Source organism: Lysinibacillus sp. FSL L8-0312 (assembly GCF_038003285.1).
Taxonomy (GTDB): domain Bacteria; phylum Bacillota; class Bacilli; order Bacillales_A; family Planococcaceae; genus Lysinibacillus; species Lysinibacillus fusiformis_D.
The window spans coordinates 624,863-646,899 of sequence record NZ_JBBOOV010000001.1 but is presented as its reverse complement, the minus strand read 5'-3'; the positions used below and the strand labels follow the sequence as shown (position 1 = coordinate 646,899).

Annotated in this window: 25 protein-coding genes and 3 pseudogenes; 10 read left to right on the top strand and 18 right to left on the bottom strand. The window is 36.5% G+C overall.

Annotation, left to right across the window (positions count from 1 at the left end; genetic code table 11):
* Window positions 1–8: 8 nt before the first annotated feature.
* From MHI22_RS03430 to MHI22_RS03420, 3 genes and pseudogenes are all read right to left on the bottom strand, one after another.
* Window positions 9–440 (bottom strand): annotated as a pseudogene (locus MHI22_RS03430) (GNAT family N-acetyltransferase).
* Window positions 437–926, bottom strand: a pseudogene (locus tag MHI22_RS03425) (GNAT family N-acetyltransferase). Before MHI22_RS03425 ends, MHI22_RS03430 begins: the two co-directional pseudogenes overlap by 4 nt.
* The gene (locus MHI22_RS03420) at window positions 923–1,510 is read right to left on the bottom strand and encodes an SMI1/KNR4 family protein (RefSeq protein WP_089932204.1); all 588 of its coding nucleotides are present in this window, start codon (window positions 1,508–1,510) and stop codon (window positions 923–925) included. The pseudogene MHI22_RS03425 and the gene MHI22_RS03420 overlap by 4 nt, the downstream one beginning before the upstream one ends.
* Window positions 1,511–2,412: 902 nt before the next feature.
* Here MHI22_RS03420 and MHI22_RS03415 point away from each other — a divergent pair.
* The gene (locus tag MHI22_RS03415) at window positions 2,413–2,583 is read left to right on the top strand and encodes an aspartyl-phosphate phosphatase Spo0E family protein (protein ID WP_036122469.1); all 171 of its coding nucleotides are present in this window, start codon (window positions 2,413–2,415) and stop codon (window positions 2,581–2,583) included.
* A 174-nt stretch (window positions 2,584–2,757) separates the two neighbouring features.
* Window positions 2,758–3,228: a hypothetical protein gene (locus MHI22_RS03410; RefSeq protein ID WP_340811052.1), complete on the top strand. Its 471-nt coding sequence runs from the start codon at window positions 2,758–2,760 to the stop codon at window positions 3,226–3,228.
* A 129-nt stretch (window positions 3,229–3,357) separates the two neighbouring features.
* On the opposite strand, the gene thrS is transcribed toward MHI22_RS03410, so the two are convergent.
* The 8 genes from thrS to MHI22_RS03370 form a co-directional block, all read right to left on the bottom strand.
* Entirely contained in the window at window positions 3,358–5,274 is a 1,917-nt protein-coding gene (gene thrS, locus MHI22_RS03405; RefSeq protein WP_340811051.1) for a threonine--tRNA ligase, read from the bottom strand.
* 769 nt (window positions 5,275–6,043) lie between these two features.
* On the bottom strand, window positions 6,044–6,403 hold the full coding sequence (locus MHI22_RS03400) for a hypothetical protein (RefSeq protein WP_058843181.1): 360 nt from the start codon (window positions 6,401–6,403) through the stop codon (window positions 6,044–6,046).
* Window positions 6,404–6,415: 12 nt separating this feature from the next.
* Window positions 6,416–7,012: a hypothetical protein gene (locus tag MHI22_RS03395; protein ID WP_340811050.1), complete on the bottom strand. Its 597-nt coding sequence runs from the start codon at window positions 7,010–7,012 to the stop codon at window positions 6,416–6,418.
* Between the two features lie 121 nt (window positions 7,013–7,133).
* Entirely contained in the window at window positions 7,134–7,640 is a 507-nt protein-coding gene (locus MHI22_RS03390; protein ID WP_271913282.1) for a hypothetical protein, read from the bottom strand.
* A gap of 134 nt (window positions 7,641–7,774) precedes the next feature.
* Window positions 7,775–8,239, bottom strand: a complete 465-nt coding sequence (locus MHI22_RS03385) for a hypothetical protein (protein WP_058843179.1) — start codon at window positions 8,237–8,239, stop codon at window positions 7,775–7,777.
* 48 nt (window positions 8,240–8,287) lie between these two features.
* Window positions 8,288–8,773: a GNAT family N-acetyltransferase gene (locus tag MHI22_RS03380; RefSeq protein WP_036122490.1), complete on the bottom strand. Its 486-nt coding sequence runs from the start codon at window positions 8,771–8,773 to the stop codon at window positions 8,288–8,290.
* A 16-nt stretch (window positions 8,774–8,789) separates the two neighbouring features.
* Complete coding sequence (locus MHI22_RS03375; protein ID WP_036122492.1) at window positions 8,790–9,137, bottom strand: DUF3147 family protein; 348 nt, start codon at window positions 9,135–9,137, stop codon at window positions 8,790–8,792.
* Window positions 9,137–9,535: a MarR family winged helix-turn-helix transcriptional regulator gene (locus MHI22_RS03370; protein WP_271913280.1), complete on the bottom strand. Its 399-nt coding sequence runs from the start codon at window positions 9,533–9,535 to the stop codon at window positions 9,137–9,139. Before MHI22_RS03370 ends, MHI22_RS03375 begins: the two co-directional genes overlap by 1 nt.
* A 390-nt stretch (window positions 9,536–9,925) precedes the next feature.
* On the opposite strand from MHI22_RS03370, the gene MHI22_RS03365 reads away from it, so the two are divergent.
* Entirely contained in the window at window positions 9,926–10,171 is a 246-nt protein-coding gene (locus MHI22_RS03365) for a hypothetical protein (protein WP_340811047.1), read from the top strand.
* Here the strand turns inward: MHI22_RS03365 and MHI22_RS03360 are convergent.
* Complete coding sequence (locus tag MHI22_RS03360; RefSeq protein ID WP_340811045.1) at window positions 10,161–10,847, bottom strand: class I SAM-dependent methyltransferase; 687 nt, start codon at window positions 10,845–10,847, stop codon at window positions 10,161–10,163. The two genes, MHI22_RS03365 and MHI22_RS03360, sit on opposite strands and share 11 nt — an antisense overlap.
* 311 nt (window positions 10,848–11,158) lie before the next feature.
* Between MHI22_RS03360 and MHI22_RS03355 the strand changes: the two genes are divergently transcribed.
* Window positions 11,159–11,812, top strand: a complete 654-nt coding sequence (locus tag MHI22_RS03355) for a FusB/FusC family EF-G-binding protein (RefSeq protein ID WP_036122498.1) — start codon at window positions 11,159–11,161, stop codon at window positions 11,810–11,812.
* A 65-nt stretch (window positions 11,813–11,877) separates the two neighbouring features.
* Here the strand turns inward: MHI22_RS03355 and MHI22_RS03350 are convergent, their stop codons facing one another.
* The 6 genes from MHI22_RS03350 to MHI22_RS03325 all read right to left on the bottom strand — a co-directional run bounded on the left by MHI22_RS03350 (window position 11,878) and on the right by MHI22_RS03325 (window position 17,518).
* A complete protein-coding gene (locus MHI22_RS03350) occupies window positions 11,878–12,936 on the bottom strand; it encodes a Ger(x)C family spore germination protein (protein WP_340811043.1) in 1,059 nt (352 codons plus the stop codon).
* Window positions 12,914–14,005 carry a GerAB/ArcD/ProY family transporter gene (locus MHI22_RS03345; protein ID WP_058843117.1) on the bottom strand — a complete coding sequence of 364 codons (1,092 nt, stop codon included), beginning with the start codon at window positions 14,003–14,005 and terminating at the stop codon, window positions 12,914–12,916. Before MHI22_RS03345 ends, MHI22_RS03350 begins: the two co-directional genes overlap by 23 nt.
* Window positions 14,002–15,318 carry a spore germination protein gene (locus tag MHI22_RS03340; RefSeq protein WP_080717066.1) on the bottom strand — a complete coding sequence of 439 codons (1,317 nt, stop codon included), beginning with the start codon at window positions 15,316–15,318 and terminating at the stop codon, window positions 14,002–14,004. Before MHI22_RS03340 ends, MHI22_RS03345 begins: the two co-directional genes overlap by 4 nt.
* A gap of 318 nt (window positions 15,319–15,636) precedes the next feature.
* Entirely contained in the window at window positions 15,637–16,083 is a 447-nt protein-coding gene (locus MHI22_RS03335) for an HTH domain-containing protein (RefSeq protein ID WP_101966622.1), read from the bottom strand.
* A gap of 75 nt (window positions 16,084–16,158) precedes the next feature.
* A complete protein-coding gene (locus MHI22_RS03330; protein ID WP_231744946.1) occupies window positions 16,159–16,452 on the bottom strand; it encodes a hypothetical protein in 294 nt (97 codons plus the stop codon).
* 172 nt (window positions 16,453–16,624) lie between these two features.
* Entirely contained in the window at window positions 16,625–17,518 is an 894-nt protein-coding gene (locus tag MHI22_RS03325) for a TetR/AcrR family transcriptional regulator (protein WP_058843115.1), read from the bottom strand.
* A gap of 664 nt (window positions 17,519–18,182) precedes the next feature.
* Here MHI22_RS03325 and MHI22_RS03320 point away from each other — a divergent pair.
* The 6 genes and pseudogenes from MHI22_RS03320 to MHI22_RS03295 all read left to right on the top strand — a co-directional run bounded on the left by MHI22_RS03320 (window position 18,183) and on the right by MHI22_RS03295 (window position 21,825).
* Entirely contained in the window at window positions 18,183–18,581 is a 399-nt protein-coding gene (locus tag MHI22_RS03320; RefSeq protein WP_036122512.1) for a hypothetical protein, read from the top strand.
* Window positions 18,582–19,025: 444 nt separating this feature from the next.
* Window positions 19,026–19,184 (top strand): annotated as a pseudogene (locus MHI22_RS03315) (alpha/beta fold hydrolase); the annotation flags it as partial.
* A gap of 332 nt (window positions 19,185–19,516) precedes the next feature.
* Window positions 19,517–19,687 carry a hypothetical protein gene (locus MHI22_RS03310; RefSeq protein WP_340811040.1) on the top strand — a complete coding sequence of 57 codons (171 nt, stop codon included), beginning with the start codon at window positions 19,517–19,519 and terminating at the stop codon, window positions 19,685–19,687.
* 18 nt (window positions 19,688–19,705) lie between these two features.
* Window positions 19,706–19,960, top strand: a complete 255-nt coding sequence (locus MHI22_RS03305) for a hypothetical protein (RefSeq protein WP_340811039.1) — start codon at window positions 19,706–19,708, stop codon at window positions 19,958–19,960.
* The gene (locus MHI22_RS03300) at window positions 19,950–21,398 is read left to right on the top strand and encodes a site-specific integrase (protein ID WP_340811038.1); all 1,449 of its coding nucleotides are present in this window, start codon (window positions 19,950–19,952) and stop codon (window positions 21,396–21,398) included. Before MHI22_RS03305 ends, MHI22_RS03300 begins: the two co-directional genes overlap by 11 nt.
* Window positions 21,364–21,825 (top strand): hypothetical protein, encoded by a 462-nt coding sequence (locus MHI22_RS03295; protein ID WP_340811037.1) that lies wholly within the window; start codon window positions 21,364–21,366, stop codon window positions 21,823–21,825. The genes MHI22_RS03300 and MHI22_RS03295 overlap by 35 nt, the downstream gene beginning before the upstream one ends.
* Window positions 21,826–22,037: the final 212 nt, after the last annotated feature.

The following is a 22,037-nucleotide window of genomic DNA, read 5'->3' as shown; positions in this document are numbered from 1 at the left end:
GCCTCACCCTATGCTTGTGGTGAGGCTTGTTTCATATAAATAATTTCTGGGTCTCCCTCATCCAAGTTGTCGATAACACCACTTTTGACAAAGCCTAAATTGTGAAAAAGTTGTTGCATCCGCTTATTGGACTGATTTGTAGAGGAGAAAACTTTTGACGTTTTAGCCATTTGCATATAAGCCTTCATTAAGGCAGACGCGACGCCTTTTCTGCGCTCTGACGGCTTAACAATGACTAAGGAAATAAAGCTATAGCCAAAAAAGTCATTGGTAAATAGCAGAAACCCCGCAATATTATCGGTGGATTGATATAGCAGACAGCGTTTCTCTTCGATTGCTTGCTGAATTTCTTACGTTCTGGATGCATCTCCAATCACTTTTTGATCGATTGTGCAAAGTGCTTGTAAATGCTCCATTCTTGCCTCTTTTATATGGCTCAATTTTGAGTCTCCTTCATAATAATAGCTCATTACTTTTAGCTCCTCTCGAATCCCCTTTGCCTGTCTGCCTTCATCCACAAAACCGCACCTCTTATAAAGTTTCTGAGCTGCTATATTTGGCACATTTACACCTAGTACTAGCTCATTGATATGTGGAAAATGCTTGCGAACAAAATCAGGTAATAATTGGAGTGCCCTCTTAGCATAGCCTTTGCCCTGCTCATAATAATCCGTAGAAAAGGAGCGAATTAACAACGCCTGTTCATTGGAGGAATAAGGCTTCACTCCTTCTTTTTCATGTAAGACAAAAAAAGTGACTAGCTTGTTACTGACCAGCGCTAAAATGGCATGTCGACTATTATCCTGCTTCGCAAGTTCAATGCTATCTTTTGGGGAATTTGTATAACGTAGCTGTTCTTCTGTTAGGGTGTATTGTTCTACTAAAGTTTGTGCTTTGTCCTCATGGAACATGAGCAGCATGGTCATTCGAATTCCTCCTCGTAAATAGCAGTGAATTCATAACCTCCCTCTACAAGTTGCTGTAAATAATCATCAAAGGAAGTGGCAATTACCTCAAAACTATCAGGGTCATGCACATAACGGACCACTTGCCCAACTTGTCCACCTTCCTTTGGCGAAAAATCAATATACAGGCTAGAGGTTCCACCATTATTCATGCAATCAGCAAAGCATAAACGTTCATTTATCGGCACATGCATATTAATCTTGTCATTCACTTCGACATAATCTAAAAAATCTTGATAACGTTCATAAATCGTTTCACGCTTGTCATGATAGTCTGCCACGATTTGCTCCACTGACTTTAAATAATACGGATAATCCCCTAAATCAGAGCCAAGCACAAGGGCACAGATTGTTTCTTGGCCATGCCGACAATAATAAGTACCATTGACATCCCGTAATAGCTCCAGCAATGATTGCGGGCAAAGTGGAAATATCTCTAGCAATGATTCAATATGTGCATCAGTTGCACCATTTGCCTGTTGCAATTGTTGTTGTTCTTCTTCAGGTAAGTGCTGTAATAAATTTTTAAAATAAGTGGTACGCATGGTAATCCCTCTCTCTCGTAATCTATGACATATTTTAGCATAAACATTTACCATTCTCTAAACGCTACCTGCTATTATGTAAGTATTCATGAAGAAGGCATTGTGCCGATGAGTGCAAAAACGCAGTAGACGGGAAGTTACCAACACGAGGTTCTTCCACAAACTCGAACATTATTAGCAATATTTCCTCTGGTGAAAAGGTTTACTCTCCCATCATTTAGAAACGCATCATAGCGCTCCCTATTGTCCAAGGATACATCCGCTACACAGCTATATCGTCTGAATGCCATACACAATGATCGGTTCCTGTGAAGGCAACTCTCTTTTACATACGGCTAGTAAACTTGAAAAAATACGATATAAACGTGTTTTTCACCATACTCCTCATCACCTCAAGCCTCTCATTTATTATTCCATTAATTTCAAAAATTCTCAACATTTCACCATACAAAATGAAATGTCCACATTTCTAAACAACATCAAAGGGAATTTGCTAAAATGTGACAAGATATGAATAACACGCTGAATTATCGGAAAATTCGATCTCTAACAGCAACTTTTTGCATAGTATAAAAGGTTTAAAGTTTCTCATTTTTTCTCTTAATACTTTCTAAATTACAGCAAGCTAAAAACCCCACCATTTTCCGCTGATAGGGTTTTAAGTCTCATATTCAATTCAATAAAGGGAGGAATTATTAGTATATTTTATCTATTATAGATAAATTTTTTCTTTAAAATCAAATAGGATGAAGGTTCTTATCTATGACTAAATTACGAATTTGAGAAATGATACACAATATGACATTTTTTTTAATATAAGTGATATACAATGAGAAAGTTGAATCGAGGTCATAAAAAATGTATTTCAAGAATATGGATAAAAAAATTAGGAGGAAAATATCTTGGTAAACTTATTACTTAAACAATTCTTGAAGGCGGAAATTGAGATCAAACGTAGAATTATGTATAAAAAAGCAAAGGATCTTGGTTTCACCCACCCTACCGTAGTAGATTACAGTCAAGAATTGGATGTCCTACTTAATAGATATTTAAAACAAGCACAAGCTTCCTAATCATAACGAGGCATATATATAGAAGAAAGAATAGATAGTGATAAAGCCAGACCAACTTTCTTTGGCTGGTTTTATCCAGGATGATACATGCATTCCCTCTAGCCAGCGTTTTTATGTATAGAGTAAGAAAAACTAGGCGATGTTTTTGATAAGAAAACATTTGGAGGTTGAACGATGCACGTATTTTTCTTAACTTTTATGGTTGTTTCCAAAATAATATTGCCACCTCAACATTCAGTAGACCATACAACACCCACACTTTGCACACCAACTGAAATAAACACACTATATCAATATCCAAACAACCAATTTCAATCGTTTCGTGATGAGGACGAATTTTATCAGCGGCTTAATCGTGCAATTTATGAGGAATATACCAATGCTTCATTGAATATTCGTCAAAAGATGGCTTTTAAAGATGTAGCAAATGCGACACAGAGCTTTTATTTACAAACAGATGGTAAACAGGAAACAATAGACCTCTCTCAACATACTTTTATTCATCCCAATCGACAAGTTTATTTTTTAGCATCCTTTCAGCACAATACCGATGAGACCTATCGCAAATTTCTTGTCATCGACGCTGAAACCCAGGAAATTTTACTGGGACATTCGCATTTTCAAGAAAGTACCAAGCACCTTTAATTCATTGTATGCACATCATGTAGATTCTAGTAGTCATTTCAAAAAATAGAAATAAATAATTTTAATAATTGAAAAGCTTGCTTCGAATGTTCTTCATTCAAAGCAAGCTTTCTTTTCTATAGCTGACTATTAAGATAAACTTTTTTGTTGGATGGCTGTCTTTATTTCATCTCGTAACTGCTGTAGTGTTTTGTCAGTGGAATCTTGCTGACCATGTCTACGTACAGCTACACTTTGATTGGCAACCTCTCGATCACCAATAACAATAATATACGGTATTTTTTGCAATTGGGCTTCGCGTATCTTTTTACCGAGCTTTTCTTGACGATCATCTAATTGCACACGAATTTGTTCCTGTTGTAAAGCTTCTACTACTTGCTTAGCATAAGCTTGATGCACGTCTGCTACACCAATCACTAGTACTTGCTGTGGTGCAAGCCAAGTCGGAAATGCTCCGCTGAAATGTTCAATTAAAATACCTAAGAAGCGGTCAATCGAGCCAAACACTGCCCGATGAATAACAACAGGTCTTACTTTTTCATTATTTTCATTAATATACGTTAAATCAAATTTCTCCGGTAGCTGGAAATCAAGCTGAACCGTTGCACACTGATGACTGCGCTGGATGGCATCCTTAATATGGATGTCAATCTTCGGTCCATAGAATGCCCCATCGCCCTCATTAATCGTATAGGCAATACCTAAATTCTTGAGGACATTTTCCAGTGCCCCCTCCGCTTGATCCCACAAAGCCAAATCACCCATATAATCATCTGGTCGTGTCGATAATTCAATCGTATACTCGAAGCCAAAGACGTTGTACACTTCATCAATAATGTTTAATGCCAAGGCAATTTCATCTTCAATTTGCTGTGGTGTTACGAAAATATGGGCATCATCCTGACAAAATGAACGTACACGTAATAGACCATTCAAGGCTCCACTAAATTCATGTCGGTGCACTTGCCCAAATTCCGCCATACGAATGGGTAAATCTCTATAAGAGTGTAAGGAATTTTTAAAAATCAGCATATGACCAGGGCAGTTCATGGGCTTTAAGGCAAAGCTCTGATCATCGACCTGTGTAAAATACATATTATCCTTATAGTGGTCCCAATGTCCCGACTGCTCCCAGAGACGTTGGTTCATCATCAGTGGAGTCCGTACTTCTCTATAGTCATACTTCGCTTGTAGATTGCGCAAATACGATTCCAGCTCATTGCGTAAAATTTGACCGTTTGCTAAATAAAAAGGCATGCCAGGTGCTTCCTCTGAAAACATAAATAACGATAGTTCTTTGCCTAGCTTGCGATGATTCCGTTTTTCCGCTTCCTCCAAAAATACAAAATGATTGTGCAATTCTTCTTTTGTGGCAAAAGCTACTCCATAAATACGCTGGAGCATTTGATTGTTGCTATCGCCACGCCAATACGCACCTGACACTTGCATTAATTTAAAGTGCTGCAACTTACCTGTGGCTGGAACATGAGGGCCGCGACATAAATCGTAAAACTCTCCTTGCTCATAAATCGTTACTGTCTCATTCGCAGGTATTGCCTCCAACAGTTCTAGCTTTAACGCATCATGCACAAATAATTGTTTGGCTTCTTGTCGTGACACTTCGCGCCTGTGAATCGGGACATTTTCCTGCACAATTTGTTTCATCTTTTTCTCAATTTGCTGCAAATCACTCGGTGTTAGCGTATCTGCAATCTCTATATCATAATAAAAACCATTTTCAATCACTGGTCCTACCCCAAATTGGGCATGGGGGTAAAGTCGTTTAATCGCCTGAGCTAATAGATGAGCTGTTGAATGGCGAATAACCTCGATCCCTTCCTTCGAGCTTGCATCGTACAATGAAATTTGAGCATCTGCTGTAATCGGGTGCGTCAAATCAACGATGGTTCCATTAACACTTCCTGCTACTGCCTTTTTGCGAAGCTCAGGACGAATAGCTTGCGCAATATCGGTTAGTGTCACGCCTTTTGTAAAAGTTTGCTGTTGACCATCTGGAAATTGAATGTGAATATCTTGATTTGACATGTTCTCTACTCCTTTTTTGTTATAAAATCATTTACGCCTCAGGGTAATTGTGTCCTGATTTTTTTCAAGCAAGCTCGAAAAGCTACTCTTCAAAATCTAGGACATCCGCCAGAGGCTTTTTATCTTGATTCCGTTCCCCTTCGGAAAGGGTCTTCTATATCTGCCGCTATGCTTTCGATACAAAAAATATTTGCTGAATCAAAATAAAAAAACACATAACCGCCCCTAAGAAGGGACGAGTATGTGTTTATTACCCGTGGTTCCACCCAAATTCCCACTAGTTTATGTGCTAGTGGCTCATTGACTTTGCTGTAACGTAGCAAAAGACGGTGCAAGTTTCCAAGCACAGCTCCAAGGTAGTAAGATGGGATCACAACATTAGGAAGCTTGCAGCCAGTACTTCCCTCTCTGAAAATGGTTAATCGAATCTCTTATCCTTATCATTGCTTATTTCATTTTTGTATGAAATTGTTAATTACTATAACGAATCATGGATTTTTTGTCAAACATGAAAATAAAAAAATTTAGCGATTGTCTGACAATGGGGAGTCTGGTCGTTGGACGCAGTAGGTGCAATGCGGATCTTCACATGCCTCCTCAAGCCACTCATTACAGCTTGCACAAAAATAACTATCGAACGTGTCATCATAAATAATCTGACTTTGACATGTGGTGCATTTTTTGTTTTTTTGAATAGATCCACTAATCTCCAATCCATTTATGATGACTACATCCTCGCGTTGTTCAATTCGCATATTTTTATTATCTCCTAATGATTTTTCACTTCTAAAGTCTCGCTATCAGATTGCCATTGCACATGAACCATTGGCTTTGTCTCTCGTTTAAAAATTTTCTCACTTTCTTTCTTTGTGAAGGAATAATAGCCATCTTTATTTAACTGAACATCGCTTAAACTTTGGGATTCTTTTGTCCCCTCAATCGTGATTTCTAAGGGTCCCAGATCATCATGATTCCCTAGATAAAATAAGCGTAAACCCTCATCACCATTACTGTGATAGATCGCTTTCCAATGCTCACTTTTGGCAATATAGTGCACCTCTTGCTCAGGGCTTTGACAGGCCGCTACTAGAATGACTACGATGACCAATGGAAAAAGCCATTTTTTCATTGAACATTCCTCCTAACCATGTATGGTGACAGTCCATCCTGTAGGTTTTTCTTCAAAAACATCTTCGTATTGTGTAAAAACAAAATCAAATCCTTGGATATCTTCTGGCAAGGGTGGTGTCACAATAAATGTACTGCTTTCATGCCCATTCGAGCCTCTTGTACCTCTAATTTGGCATTCATAGGGCTCATCAATGAATAGACCAAGATGTTTTCGCTCTAATTTTTGTTGAATCGTTTGCTCTGGTTCTTGCTGCTCATCCCAATCAACTAATAACTGCACAATACTGGCATTTTCATATTGACGAATAGAAGAAAGCGTATACAATCGCCCTCCCTTTTCTACCGTTTGTAACACAGGGATATAGTGACGGAAGCCTGTTGGTTCTACTTTTGGATTATAGTATTTTTCTCTTCTCATTAAGTGAAAGAACATAGCTAAAAAAGTGTGATCGAAACCATATTGCTGTGCCCATTCCGAAATGATTTCATCTGAGGGAAAACCTGGGGTATGACTGCATACCTCTTTACGTTGCTGTAAAAGTGCACATATTTGCTCATCGATTGCGACTAGCTTTAAGTCATAGCTATTGCTTGAACATTTGGACATCCATATCCTCCTTCACCCTACAAGTCCTTCCTCTTTCTATACGATATTCCCACCATTTGGTTCCATAAACGGCCTAAATTTACTTTTAAGCACCAAAAAAGCTATCCAATAAATTGGATAGCTAATGGACTACCACATCATTGTGCCAGCTGGTCGAGTCTGCTAATTGATAGGTAACCATATTGGCAGTGACAGCTAGTACAACACCTGCTCTGGACATATGAGAAGGATTCGGCTTTTCCAGTACAAGGACAACATAGCCCTCTCCTCGACCTTGTTCATCAATAGCATTCATCGCATTGATTTCAAAGGTAGAATAAGACTGCTCGTTCGTTGCATAGAGAAGTTTTTCCTCACGATAAACACCATGCTCTTTTAAGTTATAGCTGACAGGCATCCACCCTTCAGACCACTCAATACTACCTATGATATCTCGTTTCCTTGTGACAAGACGACCAATGGAATACGTAAAATATATTTTCATAATTGCTTGTTTGTCTTCATTTCTCCCTTCACAGGTGGCTGTCACGTCAAGCATAATATCATTTTTTGAAAACTTTTTCCTAAACACTAAAACCACAGTGATAACACAGATAAATAGTACTATACCACAAATGATAAATGCCATTAGGTCCCTCCTAGTATCACAATTGCTGTTACTATAAGATTACCATGATTTAGGAGGAATAGGTGCTTTTCATCAAACAATCTTAGAAATTGACACAGGCATAAAGGATAAGACAAAATTTGCTCTGCAATTGGTTATTTGTTTGCTTGTAGCTCAGCAGTTAGCGTAAAGGGTATTTTTAAATATTCATATTGAATCGTTATTTTCCTGATATCAGGAGCTTGGACTTGAACCGCATAATGCTGAGGCTCCTTGCCAATGGCTTGTGGATCTATGTATTGCCGAGGTAAAATCGTACGCTGTGATAACTTATGAAAGGATAGATGCTCATTTCCCTCTAGCTTAGTTTCCGCCTCGAATGGTTCTGACTTACTAATGACAAGCTCTGTACTCTCAGGAAGCCGGTCATTGACAAGTAGCTGTGTTAGCTTGATATCACGCAAGCCCTTATTCTCAAGTGCAATGATTTTGACTGCCTCATTCCCCTGCTTACTTGTATAGCTTTCGATGGCGAGTGGTGGATTACTTTTGAGATAAATCATAAAAACAGCTCCGACCACAAGCACACTCAGTACTAAAATAAATAGTATTTTTTTCATGCTTTCCCTCTCTTTCCTCATCCACAGTATAACAAAAAACAACCTGACTTATTGGAAGTCAAGTTGTTTTTGTAAACGTATTTCATCTCGTATCGGAATACCGTCATCGCCGATTAATGGGATAGAAGGCTTATAGACCCTCGCTTTTTCAACTGCATTACGCAGTATTTCTATTAAACAATACCCTCGTTTTTGATAGAACTTTAAGGCATGCAAATTATCATTTGTGGTAATTAAAGAAATGCTTGCACAGTTTTGTTCCACCGCTGTCTGTTCGACGGCTTTCACAAGAGCTGTCCCAATGCCTTTGCCCTCGACTGTACTATCTAATGAAATGATTTCACAGTCCCTTTCTCGTATAATGTAGGTGATCAAACCAATCATTGCTTGTTGCTCATTTACAAAAACAAAGCCGTCTAATTCACTACAGTTATAGATACCACTGGAAATGACCATCTCGGTCGAACCCCAATGCTCCTGAAAAAATTGGTTTACCTCTTGTTTTGGCACTTGATGAATAGCCATAATTGTCATATAAAATTCCCCCCTTTTACATTGAAATATGAAAAACACCTGCAATGGCCTTTTGTATGCTTAGGAACACAGCCCATGACAGCACACCGAGACCAATGGCGAGTACAATATGCATCGAGGATTTCATCGCCATATAAATAACAAAAAGCATACACATCGTTGCTGGTAAACCAACGATGACACCCACTGTAAAACGCTGAATATGCTCACTTGGCTCACTTTGCACCGTTAGCCAAATAATACTTAAAATACTGACCAATGGTAATGCGGCAATAATTCCGCCATAGGTAGGAAACCTTCGTGCCACCTCTGTCACAATACCAATGATGGCTGCTGAGCTCAGGATTTTAAAAAATGTATACATTATTTTGCCACCTCACTTAGACGTCGAAATGCCTGGAGGATGGCTTGCTGTTCTTGTTCAGTTAGCTGATGAAGGGCTTGCTGTAGCTTAGCATCATCTAACTCCGAGTTTTTCTTCAGCACCTGTAGACCTTCTGCTGTTAAATGAAGTATCACTTTACGCTGGTCGTCACGCCCTCGTTCTTTCGTCACCCAGCCATGCCGCTCTAGCTTTTTCACATGCTCTGATGCTGTATTATGAGAAATATTTAATAATCCTGCAATATCACGCACCGTGACTTCCTCTTCCTTTTGAATCATCTGTAAAATACGTACGCTTTGATGGGAAATAACATCCTCATGTGTTGTATGTAGATGATAGAATATCGTTGTAAAATAGTCATTTATCTCTTTAATCATCATGCTAACCCCTTTGATATATCGCTTTATACGATTATATCGTATAAAGCGATATATTAAAAGATAGCTTATTAAAGTTTATATTTTCAGATATTTCTTTTGAATAGATTGAGTGAGACACGCCTTCTCAGAAATAGTCTCTCTATTTTTTGTCCCCACCTATCTTTCTGCATATTTTGCTAAATAGGATGAAGAGGTAATTGTACACAAGCATTTTCCACAGTATCATTACTTTCTTCTGAATTTAATTGAAAGCATCCTATGTTATACTTTCTCTATTTTTTAGTAGGTGGCACCATTATGGTGTTAGCGCTGCTGCTAAGCCAATCTAAGTATTGATTTTTGTACAGCCTGCCAATACTCACGCTTATAATTAATATAGGCATGCAAATGAAAAATAGGAAGGAAGATACCTTTCATACCGTCTTACAAAACACCGTTTTTGGAGCGGTTGGTATGCTGTTATTTACTATGCTAGCCTTTAGCTGGTTTAAACCAGGCATCTCTGTCATGAGTGCACTCGCTATCTATTCTATCTGGCAAATATATTTTGTCGATGTTTGCTTAACAGGGAAAAGGAGCTATCCATTCGATAGCTCCTTTTATGTGGAGAGGAACTGTCATTTTATCTCGTAATAGCTTTTATCACAAAAACCCCACCACAATGCGATAGCGGATAAAATATAAGCTGACAAATATCCTGTAACGAGGCTTTTAGCTCCTCATGGACAAAATAAAATTCATCATCATCCCAGTAACCTTTGCTGTCTTGACGGCATTGTTCCAGCTGCGCTCTTGTTTCAAAGGCAACATCGCCAATTAATATTTTACCAGTTGGCGTTAGCTGCCGTAGTAATTGTGTAATATACGTAATCTTCTGCTCATCTGTAAAATGATGAAGCACATACGTACTAACAATGGCGTCGTATGATTGCTGTAATAGCGCTGGTGGCAAGCCTTTCGTTAAGTCCCACTCGATTAAGTTGGCCTGTGGCATTTTTTCCTTCGCAATGGCGATCATATTGGATGAGAAATCGAGGCCATTGATGGCGTGCCCATGTTCATAAAGCTTCGCTGTTAATACACCTGTCCCAAAGCCAATATCTAAAACAGTGGAAGCGGGAACCTCCATTACTTCATTAAAAATTTTATTTAAAATCGCTTTATAGCCTGCAAATGGATATTGATTATTTTCTTCACTTAGTTGCACGGTTCGATCATATCCGTCCGCCCATAAATCAAAGCCTTGTTTATTGAGTATCATAATGCCTCCTACAATTGATAAATTCTCCAAGTAAGCGTTGTTTTCCATGCAGTCATCTGTTTCATAAAAAGTCCCCCTCTGTCAACCAATTTAGACCATTATACCAATTTCCTACCTATCAAACAATTCAGAAAATAAACAGAGCTTTAGCATTTATCAAAATGTCAAAAGATGTTATAATAATCGTAGTTTTCTTTCAAGGAGGAATCGACATGAACGCATTCACTTGTAATGCTTGCTCTAGAACGTCTTCTTTAGGTCAAAGAGGTCTAGATTAAGTTATACAAATAACCTAAAATTGAATGATCTCTTTAGGCCAAAAGTTTATAAAATAGCCTACTAAACAGGAGAGATTTCAAATGGAACAACAAACAATTCAGCCGTTTTTAACGGTCGCTAATTATCATTTACTAGAACAGCAATTAAATAAAATTTTACATGCTCTTACGACAACGAACGATAAAAACGTCATCCTAGCCGTTCGGGGCCTTGTGGATACAGAGGTAACGACAAAATTAGAGTTATCAGCAACGGAAACAAAGCTGATTGAACAACTTTTTGCTATAACAGATCGGGCGCAAGGGGATGCCTTTTTAGAACAATTAAAGCCATATGTCATCCCGTTCAAGCCAGTGACAGCCAGTACGCTTAAAACCTTATTTAAAAAGGAGAAAAAGCTAAAGCTGCCAAATCTAGAAGCACTCGATTTCCAGCGAATTTGTTATCTTGCATGGGATGACCCTGGCACACATCGAAAATACGTTGTCCTTGATCAAAATGGACAGTTAGCAGGTATTAAAGGCACATTTGCCAACAGCACTGTACGCGGCATTTGCGCCATCTGTAATCGCCATGCAGATGTTGGCTTGTTTACTACCTCGATCAAAGGACAGGTCGTTGGCACATTTACCTCCCATAGCAATTACATTTGTGCGGATAGTAAGACGTGCAATGAACATGTTACAGATATGAATAAAACCGTCGAATTTTTCGAGCGCATTACGAAAAAATAGCGATTGATTAAGGGCAGAAGTGTTGTGCAAGCAACATTTCTGCCCTTCCTTATGCCACAAGATAGTTACGAGTCTACACTCACATTCACCTGGAAATCCACCTTCAAGTGAGGATAGAAGCCTTCTCTCCAGTTCCTTAGTTCTTGATAGGAGAGCTGATCACGAAAGAGTTGTCCAAATCCGAAAATCTCCACCCCATTTGCTTGGGCTTGTTCAAACATATCATAAAACCGTTTTTCCATAAGCTTTGTTAGCTCTTTCATAATTTGGTCATTTGACACATCTTTTTTTCTCTCTAAAATATCGATTTTTAATTTTAAATGACTTGCCACAACGGGTTTATTGTTCTTCAAAGAGGCTTTATTTTTAAGGGAACTGTTGACCACCATAATACTCGCTAAATCAAGGCTTTCGATTTTCCCCTTTGCATTCGCGTTTTGAAATAGCTTACTTAGCTGGCTTTCATCTGAATTAATTCTTGCCATTAATTCACCATTTTTCAACACCATAGAGCCTTCATAGACTAACACTGTATCATTTCCAGCACGAACAACTGGAACTGTAATATCTTTTGTATAAGAAAATAGACTTCGGTATACTTCCCAAATATGAATGCTTGTTATCTCAGGTGCCCACCCTGCCCCTTTGTTAAAGTAATTGTAAATGGAAGTCGCATTCACCCCTAATTTATCGTTAATGTTGGAAAGGACTTTGTCGATTTTATCATCAGTTATGGTTAACAATGCTCTCGAAGGGATTTCTTCCGAATCCATTAAAAATTTTATGAGCTCCCTTAATTCCGCTTGATCGGCCGCCAAGTTGCTTTGAATGACAATTAATTCTATATGGGAGTAATCCACTGCTTCTTCAGAGTTTGTACGAACTTCCCCTAGCACCTTTAAAACCGTATCAGCTTTGCCTGTTACAATTCTTGATACTTCATTTTCCTTTTGTGTAATGGGGATTTGCAGCGTCACATGATAGTCCTCATTCTCCTTAGCAATACCTATAACCAAAGGTAGTAATCTTTTATCGATATCTTTTACATCCCAGCATCCGCCAAGAAAAGGTAATAGCAAAAACATACATATAATGAGCATGCTACAAGGATGATTTTCTTTCATCGTTCGTCACCTTTCTCTTTATCACAATGCCATAGATATATACCGTTACAGGGATCATAAGCATAAAATAAACTTGAGCCCCTCTATTTAACAAAATCAATGTATTTGTCCAAACTTGATTCGGAATAAATAATCCTGCAGTATATCCAATAAGTGAAAAGATCATAATCCACCATGCTGATTTTACGTGAAGCCTGCTGAATAATTTCTGCATAATTTGACTAATCATCCAAAGCATCACAGCATTAAAAATTAACATAAAGCCAATTGAAGAAATACCAAAGAACATCGTTTGGCGGTTAAAAGCTAGCCAACGAATATCAACTGAGTCCACCGCTACTACAAAGGGTAAGGACATGGTAACAACTGTTTCTTGTCCAAAAATAAAAAGTGGTATATAAACAAAGGCTAAGTAAACCATGATGACAGAAAACCAGGCTATAAAAATATCTCGAAATACCAATGGTTTTTTAGAAACCATAAATCCTAAAAATAAAAATGCTGAAAATCCAATGAGATAGTAAAAATGGATATCTAGTAAGAACTCAAACGATGAATTTCGTATTGGGAATCCATTATGAAAATCAAAATTTACTATGGAAGAGACAATGATAAACAGTATGAAAGGAGTAATCATAAAAAAAATAAATACGGAAGATCGCAATATTGTCCCTAAGCCTTTTGTTGCCGTATAAGCCGATATAAAATAAAGCAATAAGGCTATTGGCCAATGCGGTGTTCGTAATAAAAATAAAGAATTAATTACCTCTGTATAGGTACGGATATTAAGCGCAACAAGTACCGTTAAATTCAGGACAAATGGTAGCAGGATGATGAATGCAACCAACCGTCCCATTTTTAAATAAATATCAATAATATCTTGATTAGGAAAAAAATTCAAACCTTTAATGTAGAGTGAAATTAACATTAATTGCAATACACCCTGACACAAAATGACTAACCAATGCCCCGCATCTGTCAACGAATAGATGAGATCAGGGTAAAGCAGAAAACCAAAGCTTAAATGGATAATAAAAAAAACTATACCAATTTGAAACCTATGGGTCACTTAGTATCTCCTTCTCTTTTCAAGCGAAATGTCGTATACGGAATATTAAATGAAGTTAAACTCGCCAAATAAATGCCAGTAAGTGCTAAACCAGTAAATATACCAAGAATGCCGAAAATAGATGCTAAAATTAAAATAGGATATTTTAATAAACGAATGTATAACGAATTTTGAATACCTGCTACGACCGAGCTTGAAATAACAATGGCTGTAATGACAATTACTAATAAGGTACTGACTAATTTCGCTTCAACCATTGCTTGGCCTAATATAACGCCTCCTACCATTGAAATGGTCGGTCCAATACTTTTCGGCAGTCTTACAATCGCTTCTAATATTAAATCAATTAATACGACCATGATGATCGTTTCAAGCAAAGCAGGAACAGGAATCCCTTCTCTGCTTTTTGCCACAAATAATGCAAGATCAAATTTGAATATCTCAGGATTGACAGATACTAACGCGACATACAATGCTGGCAGAATGAGTGTCAGTATAGCGCCTACGACCCGAAGAACGCGAAGCATAACTGATAGCACATACGGGAAGTTTCGATCATTCACAATACTAAACATATCTGGCAATAGATGTGGAAAAACTAGGGCGAAAGGGTAATTGTCTAAGAAAAGGACAATTCTATTCTTTTTTAATGCATGAATGGCTTGTATCGGCACTTCTGTCGGGAAAAAATGACTAACAGGACTCCCTCTCCGAACACCAAAATACTTGTTCAAATCATCAATGGATTCAATATCCGTATCAATTTCTTTTAACTGCTGATTGACTTTTTCAATAAGATCACTTGATGCTCTTCCATTGATATATAACATGGACAAATTACGTTTTTCTAGCTCGCCCACTTGAAAGGTACAATGAGAGAGCCTTGCCGTTTTCAGCCTTTTTCGAATAAGTCCAACATTTACATGAATATCTTCAACAAATGCATCCATAGAAGCTTGAATAGGGCTTTCATTTTTCGGTTCTTCAATACTTCTTGTTAAATTGATGGAAATAGGATCAACTATCGCATTTTGGCGTCCTCCTTGAGATAAGACGATCAATTTCCCCTCCAAAACAGCATTGACAATTTGTTCAATATCCATATCAAGTTGATCACTAAGGTTTGTAAAAAGCTCCCCTACTGAGGCAGATGAAGCAGCCATTTGCCGAATGTATAGATTGGACTTGGCAAAATCAATCAATGTTTTAAATCCCATAAGATAGATGGTTGTTTGATCTATTAGCTCTTCCTCCACGAAAAAATCATCATGATCTGCAAACTTAGAGCTCAGTTCCATCATCATATTCTCCATTAGAGTACCCCACGATCAATCAAATTTTCTTTTATTTTGAGAGTTAAACGATATTTTTATACAAAAACTTATGTCTACATTCAATATACAGAAAGCGCCTATAACTATTATGTCGGAAACAACAAAAAACCACTCTTCAAGGAGTGGTTGTCATCGCGAGACTAACGGGTAGGATTTCGATCTATAAATATCATCCGCTAATCTGTATACAAAGTTTGTCTGTCAATACACCATTTTGCATTTCGTCATAATGAAATGGATAATAATATCCTTCTATATCTCTTCTGGCAATTCCCGTGTAAAGGCGATGTGGGCTTATTAGTTATGTAAAACAAAATGTAGCAGAATCACATTCACACATATTTTCAATTCTGCCTCTCTATCCATTACTTGTGCTTGTCTAAAATCGTTGAGTTCCTTTTCTTCTACATGAATTATTTTTGCGATACTTGCTGTTGAAAACATGTAATCCTTAACGAGATCATTCAAGAGCAATGTTGCTCTTTCTTTTGCATCAAAACCTTGAAAACCAAAACATAACTTGGCTAATTTATGCTCTATTATTTCCTGCTGGTCAGTCGTAATATTCCCCTTACCATTTAGCAAACTTTCCAGCTCATTTATCGGTAAATCAACTATTTTGGAAAGCTGAAGATGATTGAAATTAAATTTTCCAGCTACTTCTTGTAGTTGTTCTTTCAGGTAATCAAATCGGGATATATTCGTGATAAAAGATACTTCTGCCCTCTTCTTAAATTCTGGCATCGTCCTAACTCCTTTACTTTTAGTCATATCCATTATATACCACGTAAAAGTGGGGCAATGCATAAAATCAAGACGCTATTTAATCGAGAGCAACAGCGGAAGTATTAATAGAAAAATAGAGCCAGTAACTAAAATGTAAGTTATTTTTCTAGGTAGTTTTTGTTGCTTTGGGCCATCATAAAAACCTGAAAATTGTAGTTTATTACGATAGAGGACAAACAATAAAAAATATATGGCGATTCCTCCTAGCCAGCCTCCGTAAGTACCATCGACATTTATTCGTAAAGTAGTATAAATAAGCCTTACGCCTCCCCACAGCAAGCATCCAAAAATGAGAAAAATCAAAACAATTCTTATTAATTCTAACAATACTTTTATTGTGGTTAACCATAATCCCCTGACTTTCATCACGACCTTTCTACATAAAGCTGTAATGTAAAATGCAAATAATATTTCCTGAATTAGTAATTGCAACGCCCTATTAATTTGGCCATGGATAGACGAAAAAGACCAACTTTATGAGAAAAAGCTGGTCTGGTCATTATGCTTTGTTTGGACTTTTCATATAAAGCCAGCAAAGATTAGCGATTTCTTCCGCTTCATATTTATAAATTGTGTCAGAAAAAGAACTACGAAATGGTTGGATAATGAGTTCTAAAACGCTTATGCGCGGCTTTTCTCTACTCATTTCATCCAAAAGCAACGTCGTTAGTTCCGTTGATTTTGGATGAAGCTCAACCGTCGATATTTTTTTATAAAACAGTTCTAGTTTCTTTTGAATTTGATCGTTTGTGATCGGCTTGTACGCTGAATCCATTTCAAGCAAATACATATCATTTGGCTCTAATAATATTTCTCCACTCTCAATCATTTCTGGAAGAAAACTTTCTACATACTTTATCGATCTGTAGACTACCTTTTTTATATCAATTGTTGTCTTAGTTGCTAAATTCCAATAAAAGGATATATACTGGAACGTACCAAAAAATATGATTGCACACTCATAATAATAAGGCTTTCCATCCTCCCCATAAATATCATAAAATCTATTTTTTAGCCATGTGATTTCATAAAAACGGTGTTCAGCAAGAATTTTTTGCAACTCTTCATCATGCAAAAAAGAGATTTCTCGAAATAAAGGCATTAAGTTATATTTTTCTTTAATCCTTAAGGAAGCGATTAATTGTTCAACTAAAACTTCTATATCATCTATTTTCTTGCCGACTAGAATTTCCTCTTTTAAAACATTTCTTTCTAGACGATTTTGTTCGAGCACAGCTGAAAGACATTCATTTTTGGATGAAAAATAGTTATAAAATGTCCCCTTTGAAATATTGGCTTTATCTAAAATATCTTGAACTGATGTGTGCTGATACCCTTTTTCAGTAAATAATTGCAATGTTGCTTCGATGACCACTTGCTTACGATCTTTCATACATTTCTCCCATCTCAAAACACAATAACGAATATATTCCAATTATACTAGTAAAACAAAATTTCTCAAAATCTAGCATAAGCTCTAACATGAATGCTACTAGGAGACAATCTGCGAAATCAAGGAACTGACTAACAGTATGAGTTGCATAAGTGGGATCATGGCTGCATCTGTTGTACTCTGCAATCGCTTGCTCGTATGCCTTCATTTTATAATTTTGACTACTAAATAAGCTGCTGTAATTAACACTTGATTACTTGCATCCCTCTTGATTTCGTACATGGCTATCTTTGCATGAATATAGCTACTATTATCACCCATAAATGATCTGTAGTAGCTACCTGTTATCCTTTTAACACCATTTTGCTCTCCAGTATGTTATAATGCTATATGACTAAACCAACAAAGAGCATTAACCGATTTGAGCTGTAGCGTGTAACAACGCTACAGCTTTTTAATTTTAGACAGATTTTTTACTCATCATTGGCTCACCACCTGTAATACTAAATATTTTTAAATGCACATTCTGTTCAAAGTAGTTCACTCAATCATTTCTTTCAACTTCCTCTCTAAACAAGAATCATCAAGGACAGTGAAGAAGTAATAAACGAATAAAAAATTCATAGTATAGTAATAATGCCAAAATATAACAAGGGGTAAGGCTATGAGTATTGAATTCATCACACTAGCACCAACATTATTGCATGTGTTTAAAGCGGGAGAGTCGAATCCCAAAAAAGAAAGGCGCATTGTTTATGGGCAAGCTACATCAGACGCAAATGGTATAGCTACGTTTTATTTTACAGACAATGCATTAGCTAATGGCAATCCACTATTATCAACGATTGACTATGCCGTGGCAAGTGTATATTCTACAAATTCATCGATCAATGCAAGACCAAGAGTACAAATGAGAGAAAAGAATAGTACTGGAAAATATGTCTCTGCTAATATTACAAATATTAGTGGTGTCACAGTATTAGGAATTAGTGTATTAGGTTCAGAAAATCCAGTAAGTGGCGTTATTGTAGATTTTATGGTTTTAGGTAGTTTTGAAAGTTAGGAGAATGCGATGAGTTTGTAAGACTTCAAGCTGTAGCCTTTGCAACTGGTTAGCTTGGTCATGATAAATTATCTAGTGATAGAAATGTTAGACCTATAAGATCTTTAATTGCTTCGGGCTCCCCACTTATTTTGTTGTTTTGCAAAAATTGTGGTGAAGTGTCTTGATTTAAAGTAGCCAAACCTGAAATTCAGCTAGCAAACCTTAAGCATTAGCAATTCCAACAGAGGCAGCTTCAACGGAATTTAAACATTAGGTATGATGCAGCATTTAAAGTAAACCTACCTCCCCCTCCGTTTACACTAATTCTCAAACCAGATGAAGACTAAGTATACTGTTATTACAAATTAGACGCTCAAAATTCATATAGTAGTTTAATCCATTATCCATTACTGAACATTTGGAGGACTATCAAGAATTAATTTTCAAAAGATAGAAAAATTAGTGGATGGAAAAAATATGAATGTTTTGATTCAAGGACAAGGCACAGAAACAGTCGTGCTACTACCAGGTTTTGGGACAGGAACACCAGCACTTGATTTTAAGCCGCTTGTAGAAGAGTTATCGCCATTTTACAAAGTTGTAATGATTGAGCCTTTTGGTTCTACTTAAAACGAATAGTTTCATACCAAAAATAACCAAATGAAGTAATGTTATGTTCGATAATAAACGATGTAGATATTCCTCAAAAAACCAGGTACTACTCTGTAAGATTAAGTACAAGTAATTGTACATGAAGTCTTATTCAATAGTGTTTCATTTATAATGTTACACATTTAATAAAAATGCACATTACTAAATTGTAAATTATTTAGTGATGTGCATTTTATTTTGACCATCTTTCCCATCTACATTTATTAAAAAGTTAAACACTGTACAATGACTAAAAAGGAAATTAATATAAGAACGTTCGTTTTTTTGAGGGAGGTTAATTATTGTATTGGTTTGAGTATTGTCCAAAGCATATCGAAAGTAAGTATGAGCTACTTGTATTTAAAGAAAATCACCCCTTTCTACCTTTAACAGTTTGCTTTAACGCATCAAATCGGATGAATAGTGAATTATTAAGTACATATAGAGCGGATTTATATTATACCCAAAAGTAGATTGAGAATAATTTAACTTTGGATGAACAGTTATATTATAAACAATTTTTGCTTCCTCCTATTTCATTTGATTCAAGAGACTTTTCCTTTACCAAATTAGCAATTCAAGAAGCACAAGATATTAGAAAAAATGAAACTGATGCCATAGTTCCCCATCTTCCAACAATACGTGCCGAACCGAATTTACGATGGAATCAAATGAAAAAGACTAAGAGATGCATTTCAGCAACAAATAAAGATTGTAGAAGCCGATTCAATATCATTGCCTATTGAATTTTCTTATGCAGAACCCAAACGGATTGGAGAAGTATTTTATTTTCACTTATGGGATAAACCTTCCTTTGTACTGAACCATCAAAAGGAGTTTTCAGAGACTGTTATAAAGCGAGCAAAACATAAAAAATCAACTTATTCTGATGAAAATAATGCTTATTTCCTTGAGTTTATTCTTGTTGAATCAATAGAGAGCGATTCAGTACCAGAAGGGTTTTGGTTTAATGAATTAATTGAGCAGAATGTATTAGGAGCTTGGTTTAGCAACAGACCAGTTGAAGAACACGAGAAGATTTTAAATTTCTTGTTTTTATGGGGATACGAGTCTGAAAACGAGCAAAAAACAGAACCGTTTAATTCGAAGCATAAAGGCATACTAACCCCTTCAACTTTTATCACTTTACACAAGGGCAAAGCAGAAGGCTTACTAATAGATGTAGAGCCATTTTATGTGGCTTGTACATTTGGGTTATTAGCCATCGATATTTTAACAACAACAGGTGCAAGACTGAACGAATTACTTCAAATTAGTAATACAAAAGAATGTATTGAGGTAAAGAAAATTAACAACAAGCTACATTATTCCTATAGAACTATTCCTAAAGGAAGAGATTCATTAGAAGAATTTTATATAAGTAAACAAACGATGGAACATATTCAAATGGTATCAAGGATGTTAAAAGCACATTATGGCAGTGATAAAATTCCAAGTGTCTCATACAGAGATGATAGAAAGTACTTATTTCCCACACCTATGCCTTATTATTTCCAATATGCAGGGAAAGCATTGAGCATTTTTGCTTTATACAGTTCCATTCGATTTTTACTTCATGGATTATTGTTTGAGATGCAGGATGGAAAAGCTGTAACTATAAAAACACACCTATTGCGTCATCCATTTGCGACAGAAGCTGTTCAACGTCAAAAAATGCCGATTGATATTGTCGCAAAAATGTTGCATCAAAAGGATTTCAACGTAACAGCGTATTATTCAGCTCCTACACCTACCCAAATAACAGAATCAGTAAGTGAGTTACATGATGTTATTTCAAGTTATGTAGACATTGATGATGTGTATTTAAGAAGTCCACAAGAGTTACAAAAAGAATTTGATGCCCATGCAGAAAAAGTTGGCGTATTCAATAAAGTATTGGGTGGCACTTGCGTTACAGATTACATTTGCCCTACTAAAATGCAATGTTTAGGTTGCAAAGCAAAAATACCCGAACCAGATCAAGAGGATGAATTATTAGAAGTCATTCAATTATCAAAAGATATGGAAAGGCGATTTAAACAAATGGGATTAGGGGTCGAAGTTCGAAAAGCGAAAGAGATGGCAAAACAAGCGAAGATTGAATTGAAAGAGATTGATTTAATTAAACAATATAGAGAGGAACGTAGCTATGAACCAATCACCAAAAGGAATCCATTTAGATAAACATCAGTGGCTTGATAAAGTACATCAGCAACGTAAGAAGCGTTCTGTTTCTATTGGCGACTTTCTTGTCGCACAAGGAACTCCTGTAACCTATTATAACATTAGCGAGCATTCCAAATCTTTTGATGACAACGGTAAAGGCATCCATATGAATACCATTAAGCGTAATGAGGAACTACATGAATATTTTAAACAGCATAGCAGAACGTACAAAGTGAAGAATACTCGTAAAAAAACAGTAATACCTTCTAAATTTGACGAAACAGCATTAAGAAGGATTTCTTCTGAACGTGATGTAAATAACGCTAAGAAGAAATATATGCAGCTTTCAAAAGAGGAGTTAGTGAATCGCTTAATAGCAGTTGAACAATATGTGGCTGAAAATCATCAACGATGGGTCGCAAATCATTTTGAACAGTTCAAATAATTTTAAAATTTATGGGCATTCGTAATAAGTAGTGGACTGCCCATTCTTTTTCTTACTAAACAATTTGTTCGTATGTTCCCGTAGGGTTCTTAATTTTGTTGGTATACATTTTATTGATATATTTAACTGTTTCAGTTGATGGGGAGAAAACAAAAAATCACACTTAAATTCATTGCTTTTAGCAAACATTTTGATATGTGAATAACATAAAA

Excerpts from the sequence above, each read along its gene's own strand:
- MHI22_RS03350 (WP_340811043.1), bottom strand. The coding sequence starts at position 12,936 with ATGAAAGAAAATCATCCTTGTAGCATGCTCATTATATGTATGTTTTTG.
- MHI22_RS03295 (WP_340811037.1), top strand. The coding sequence starts at position 21,364 with ATGAACCAATCACCAAAAGGAATCCATTTAGATAAACATCAGTGGCTT.
- MHI22_RS03325 (WP_058843115.1), bottom strand. The coding sequence starts at position 17,518 with ATGAAAGATCGTAAGCAAGTGGTCATCGAAGCAACATTGCAATTATTT.
- MHI22_RS03390 (WP_271913282.1), bottom strand. The coding sequence starts at position 7,640 with ATGGCATTTATCATTTGTGGTATAGTACTATTTATCTGTGTTATCACT.
- MHI22_RS03420 (WP_089932204.1), bottom strand. The coding sequence starts at position 1,510 with ATGCGTACCACTTATTTTAAAAATTTATTACAGCACTTACCTGAAGAA.
- MHI22_RS03410 (WP_340811052.1), top strand. The coding sequence starts at position 2,758 with ATGCACGTATTTTTCTTAACTTTTATGGTTGTTTCCAAAATAATATTG.
- MHI22_RS03335 (WP_101966622.1), bottom strand. The coding sequence starts at position 16,083 with ATGCCAGAATTTAAGAAGAGGGCAGAAGTATCTTTTATCACGAATATA.
- MHI22_RS03355 (WP_036122498.1), top strand. The coding sequence starts at position 11,159 with ATGGAACAACAAACAATTCAGCCGTTTTTAACGGTCGCTAATTATCAT.
- MHI22_RS03360 (WP_340811045.1), bottom strand. The coding sequence starts at position 10,847 with ATGGAAAACAACGCTTACTTGGAGAATTTATCAATTGTAGGAGGCATT.
- MHI22_RS03385 (WP_058843179.1), bottom strand. The coding sequence starts at position 8,239 with ATGAAAAAAATACTATTTATTTTAGTACTGAGTGTGCTTGTGGTCGGA.
- MHI22_RS03365 (WP_340811047.1), top strand. The coding sequence starts at position 9,926 with ATGAAAAATAGGAAGGAAGATACCTTTCATACCGTCTTACAAAACACC.
- thrS (WP_340811051.1), bottom strand. The coding sequence starts at position 5,274 with ATGTCAAATCAAGATATTCACATTCAATTTCCAGATGGTCAACAGCAA.
- MHI22_RS03400 (WP_058843181.1), bottom strand. The coding sequence starts at position 6,403 with ATGAAAAAATGGCTTTTTCCATTGGTCATCGTAGTCATTCTAGTAGCG.
- MHI22_RS03380 (WP_036122490.1), bottom strand. The coding sequence starts at position 8,773 with ATGACAATTATGGCTATTCATCAAGTGCCAAAACAAGAGGTAAACCAA.
- MHI22_RS03340 (WP_080717066.1), bottom strand. The coding sequence starts at position 15,318 with ATGGAGAATATGATGATGGAACTGAGCTCTAAGTTTGCAGATCATGAT.
- MHI22_RS03375 (WP_036122492.1), bottom strand. The coding sequence starts at position 9,137 with ATGTATACATTTTTTAAAATCCTGAGCTCAGCAGCCATCATTGGTATT.
- MHI22_RS03370 (WP_271913280.1), bottom strand. The coding sequence starts at position 9,535 with ATGATTAAAGAGATAAATGACTATTTTACAACGATATTCTATCATCTA.
- MHI22_RS03395 (WP_340811050.1), bottom strand. The coding sequence starts at position 7,012 with ATGTCCAAATGTTCAAGCAATAGCTATGACTTAAAGCTAGTCGCAATC.
- MHI22_RS03320 (WP_036122512.1), top strand. The coding sequence starts at position 18,183 with ATGAGTATTGAATTCATCACACTAGCACCAACATTATTGCATGTGTTT.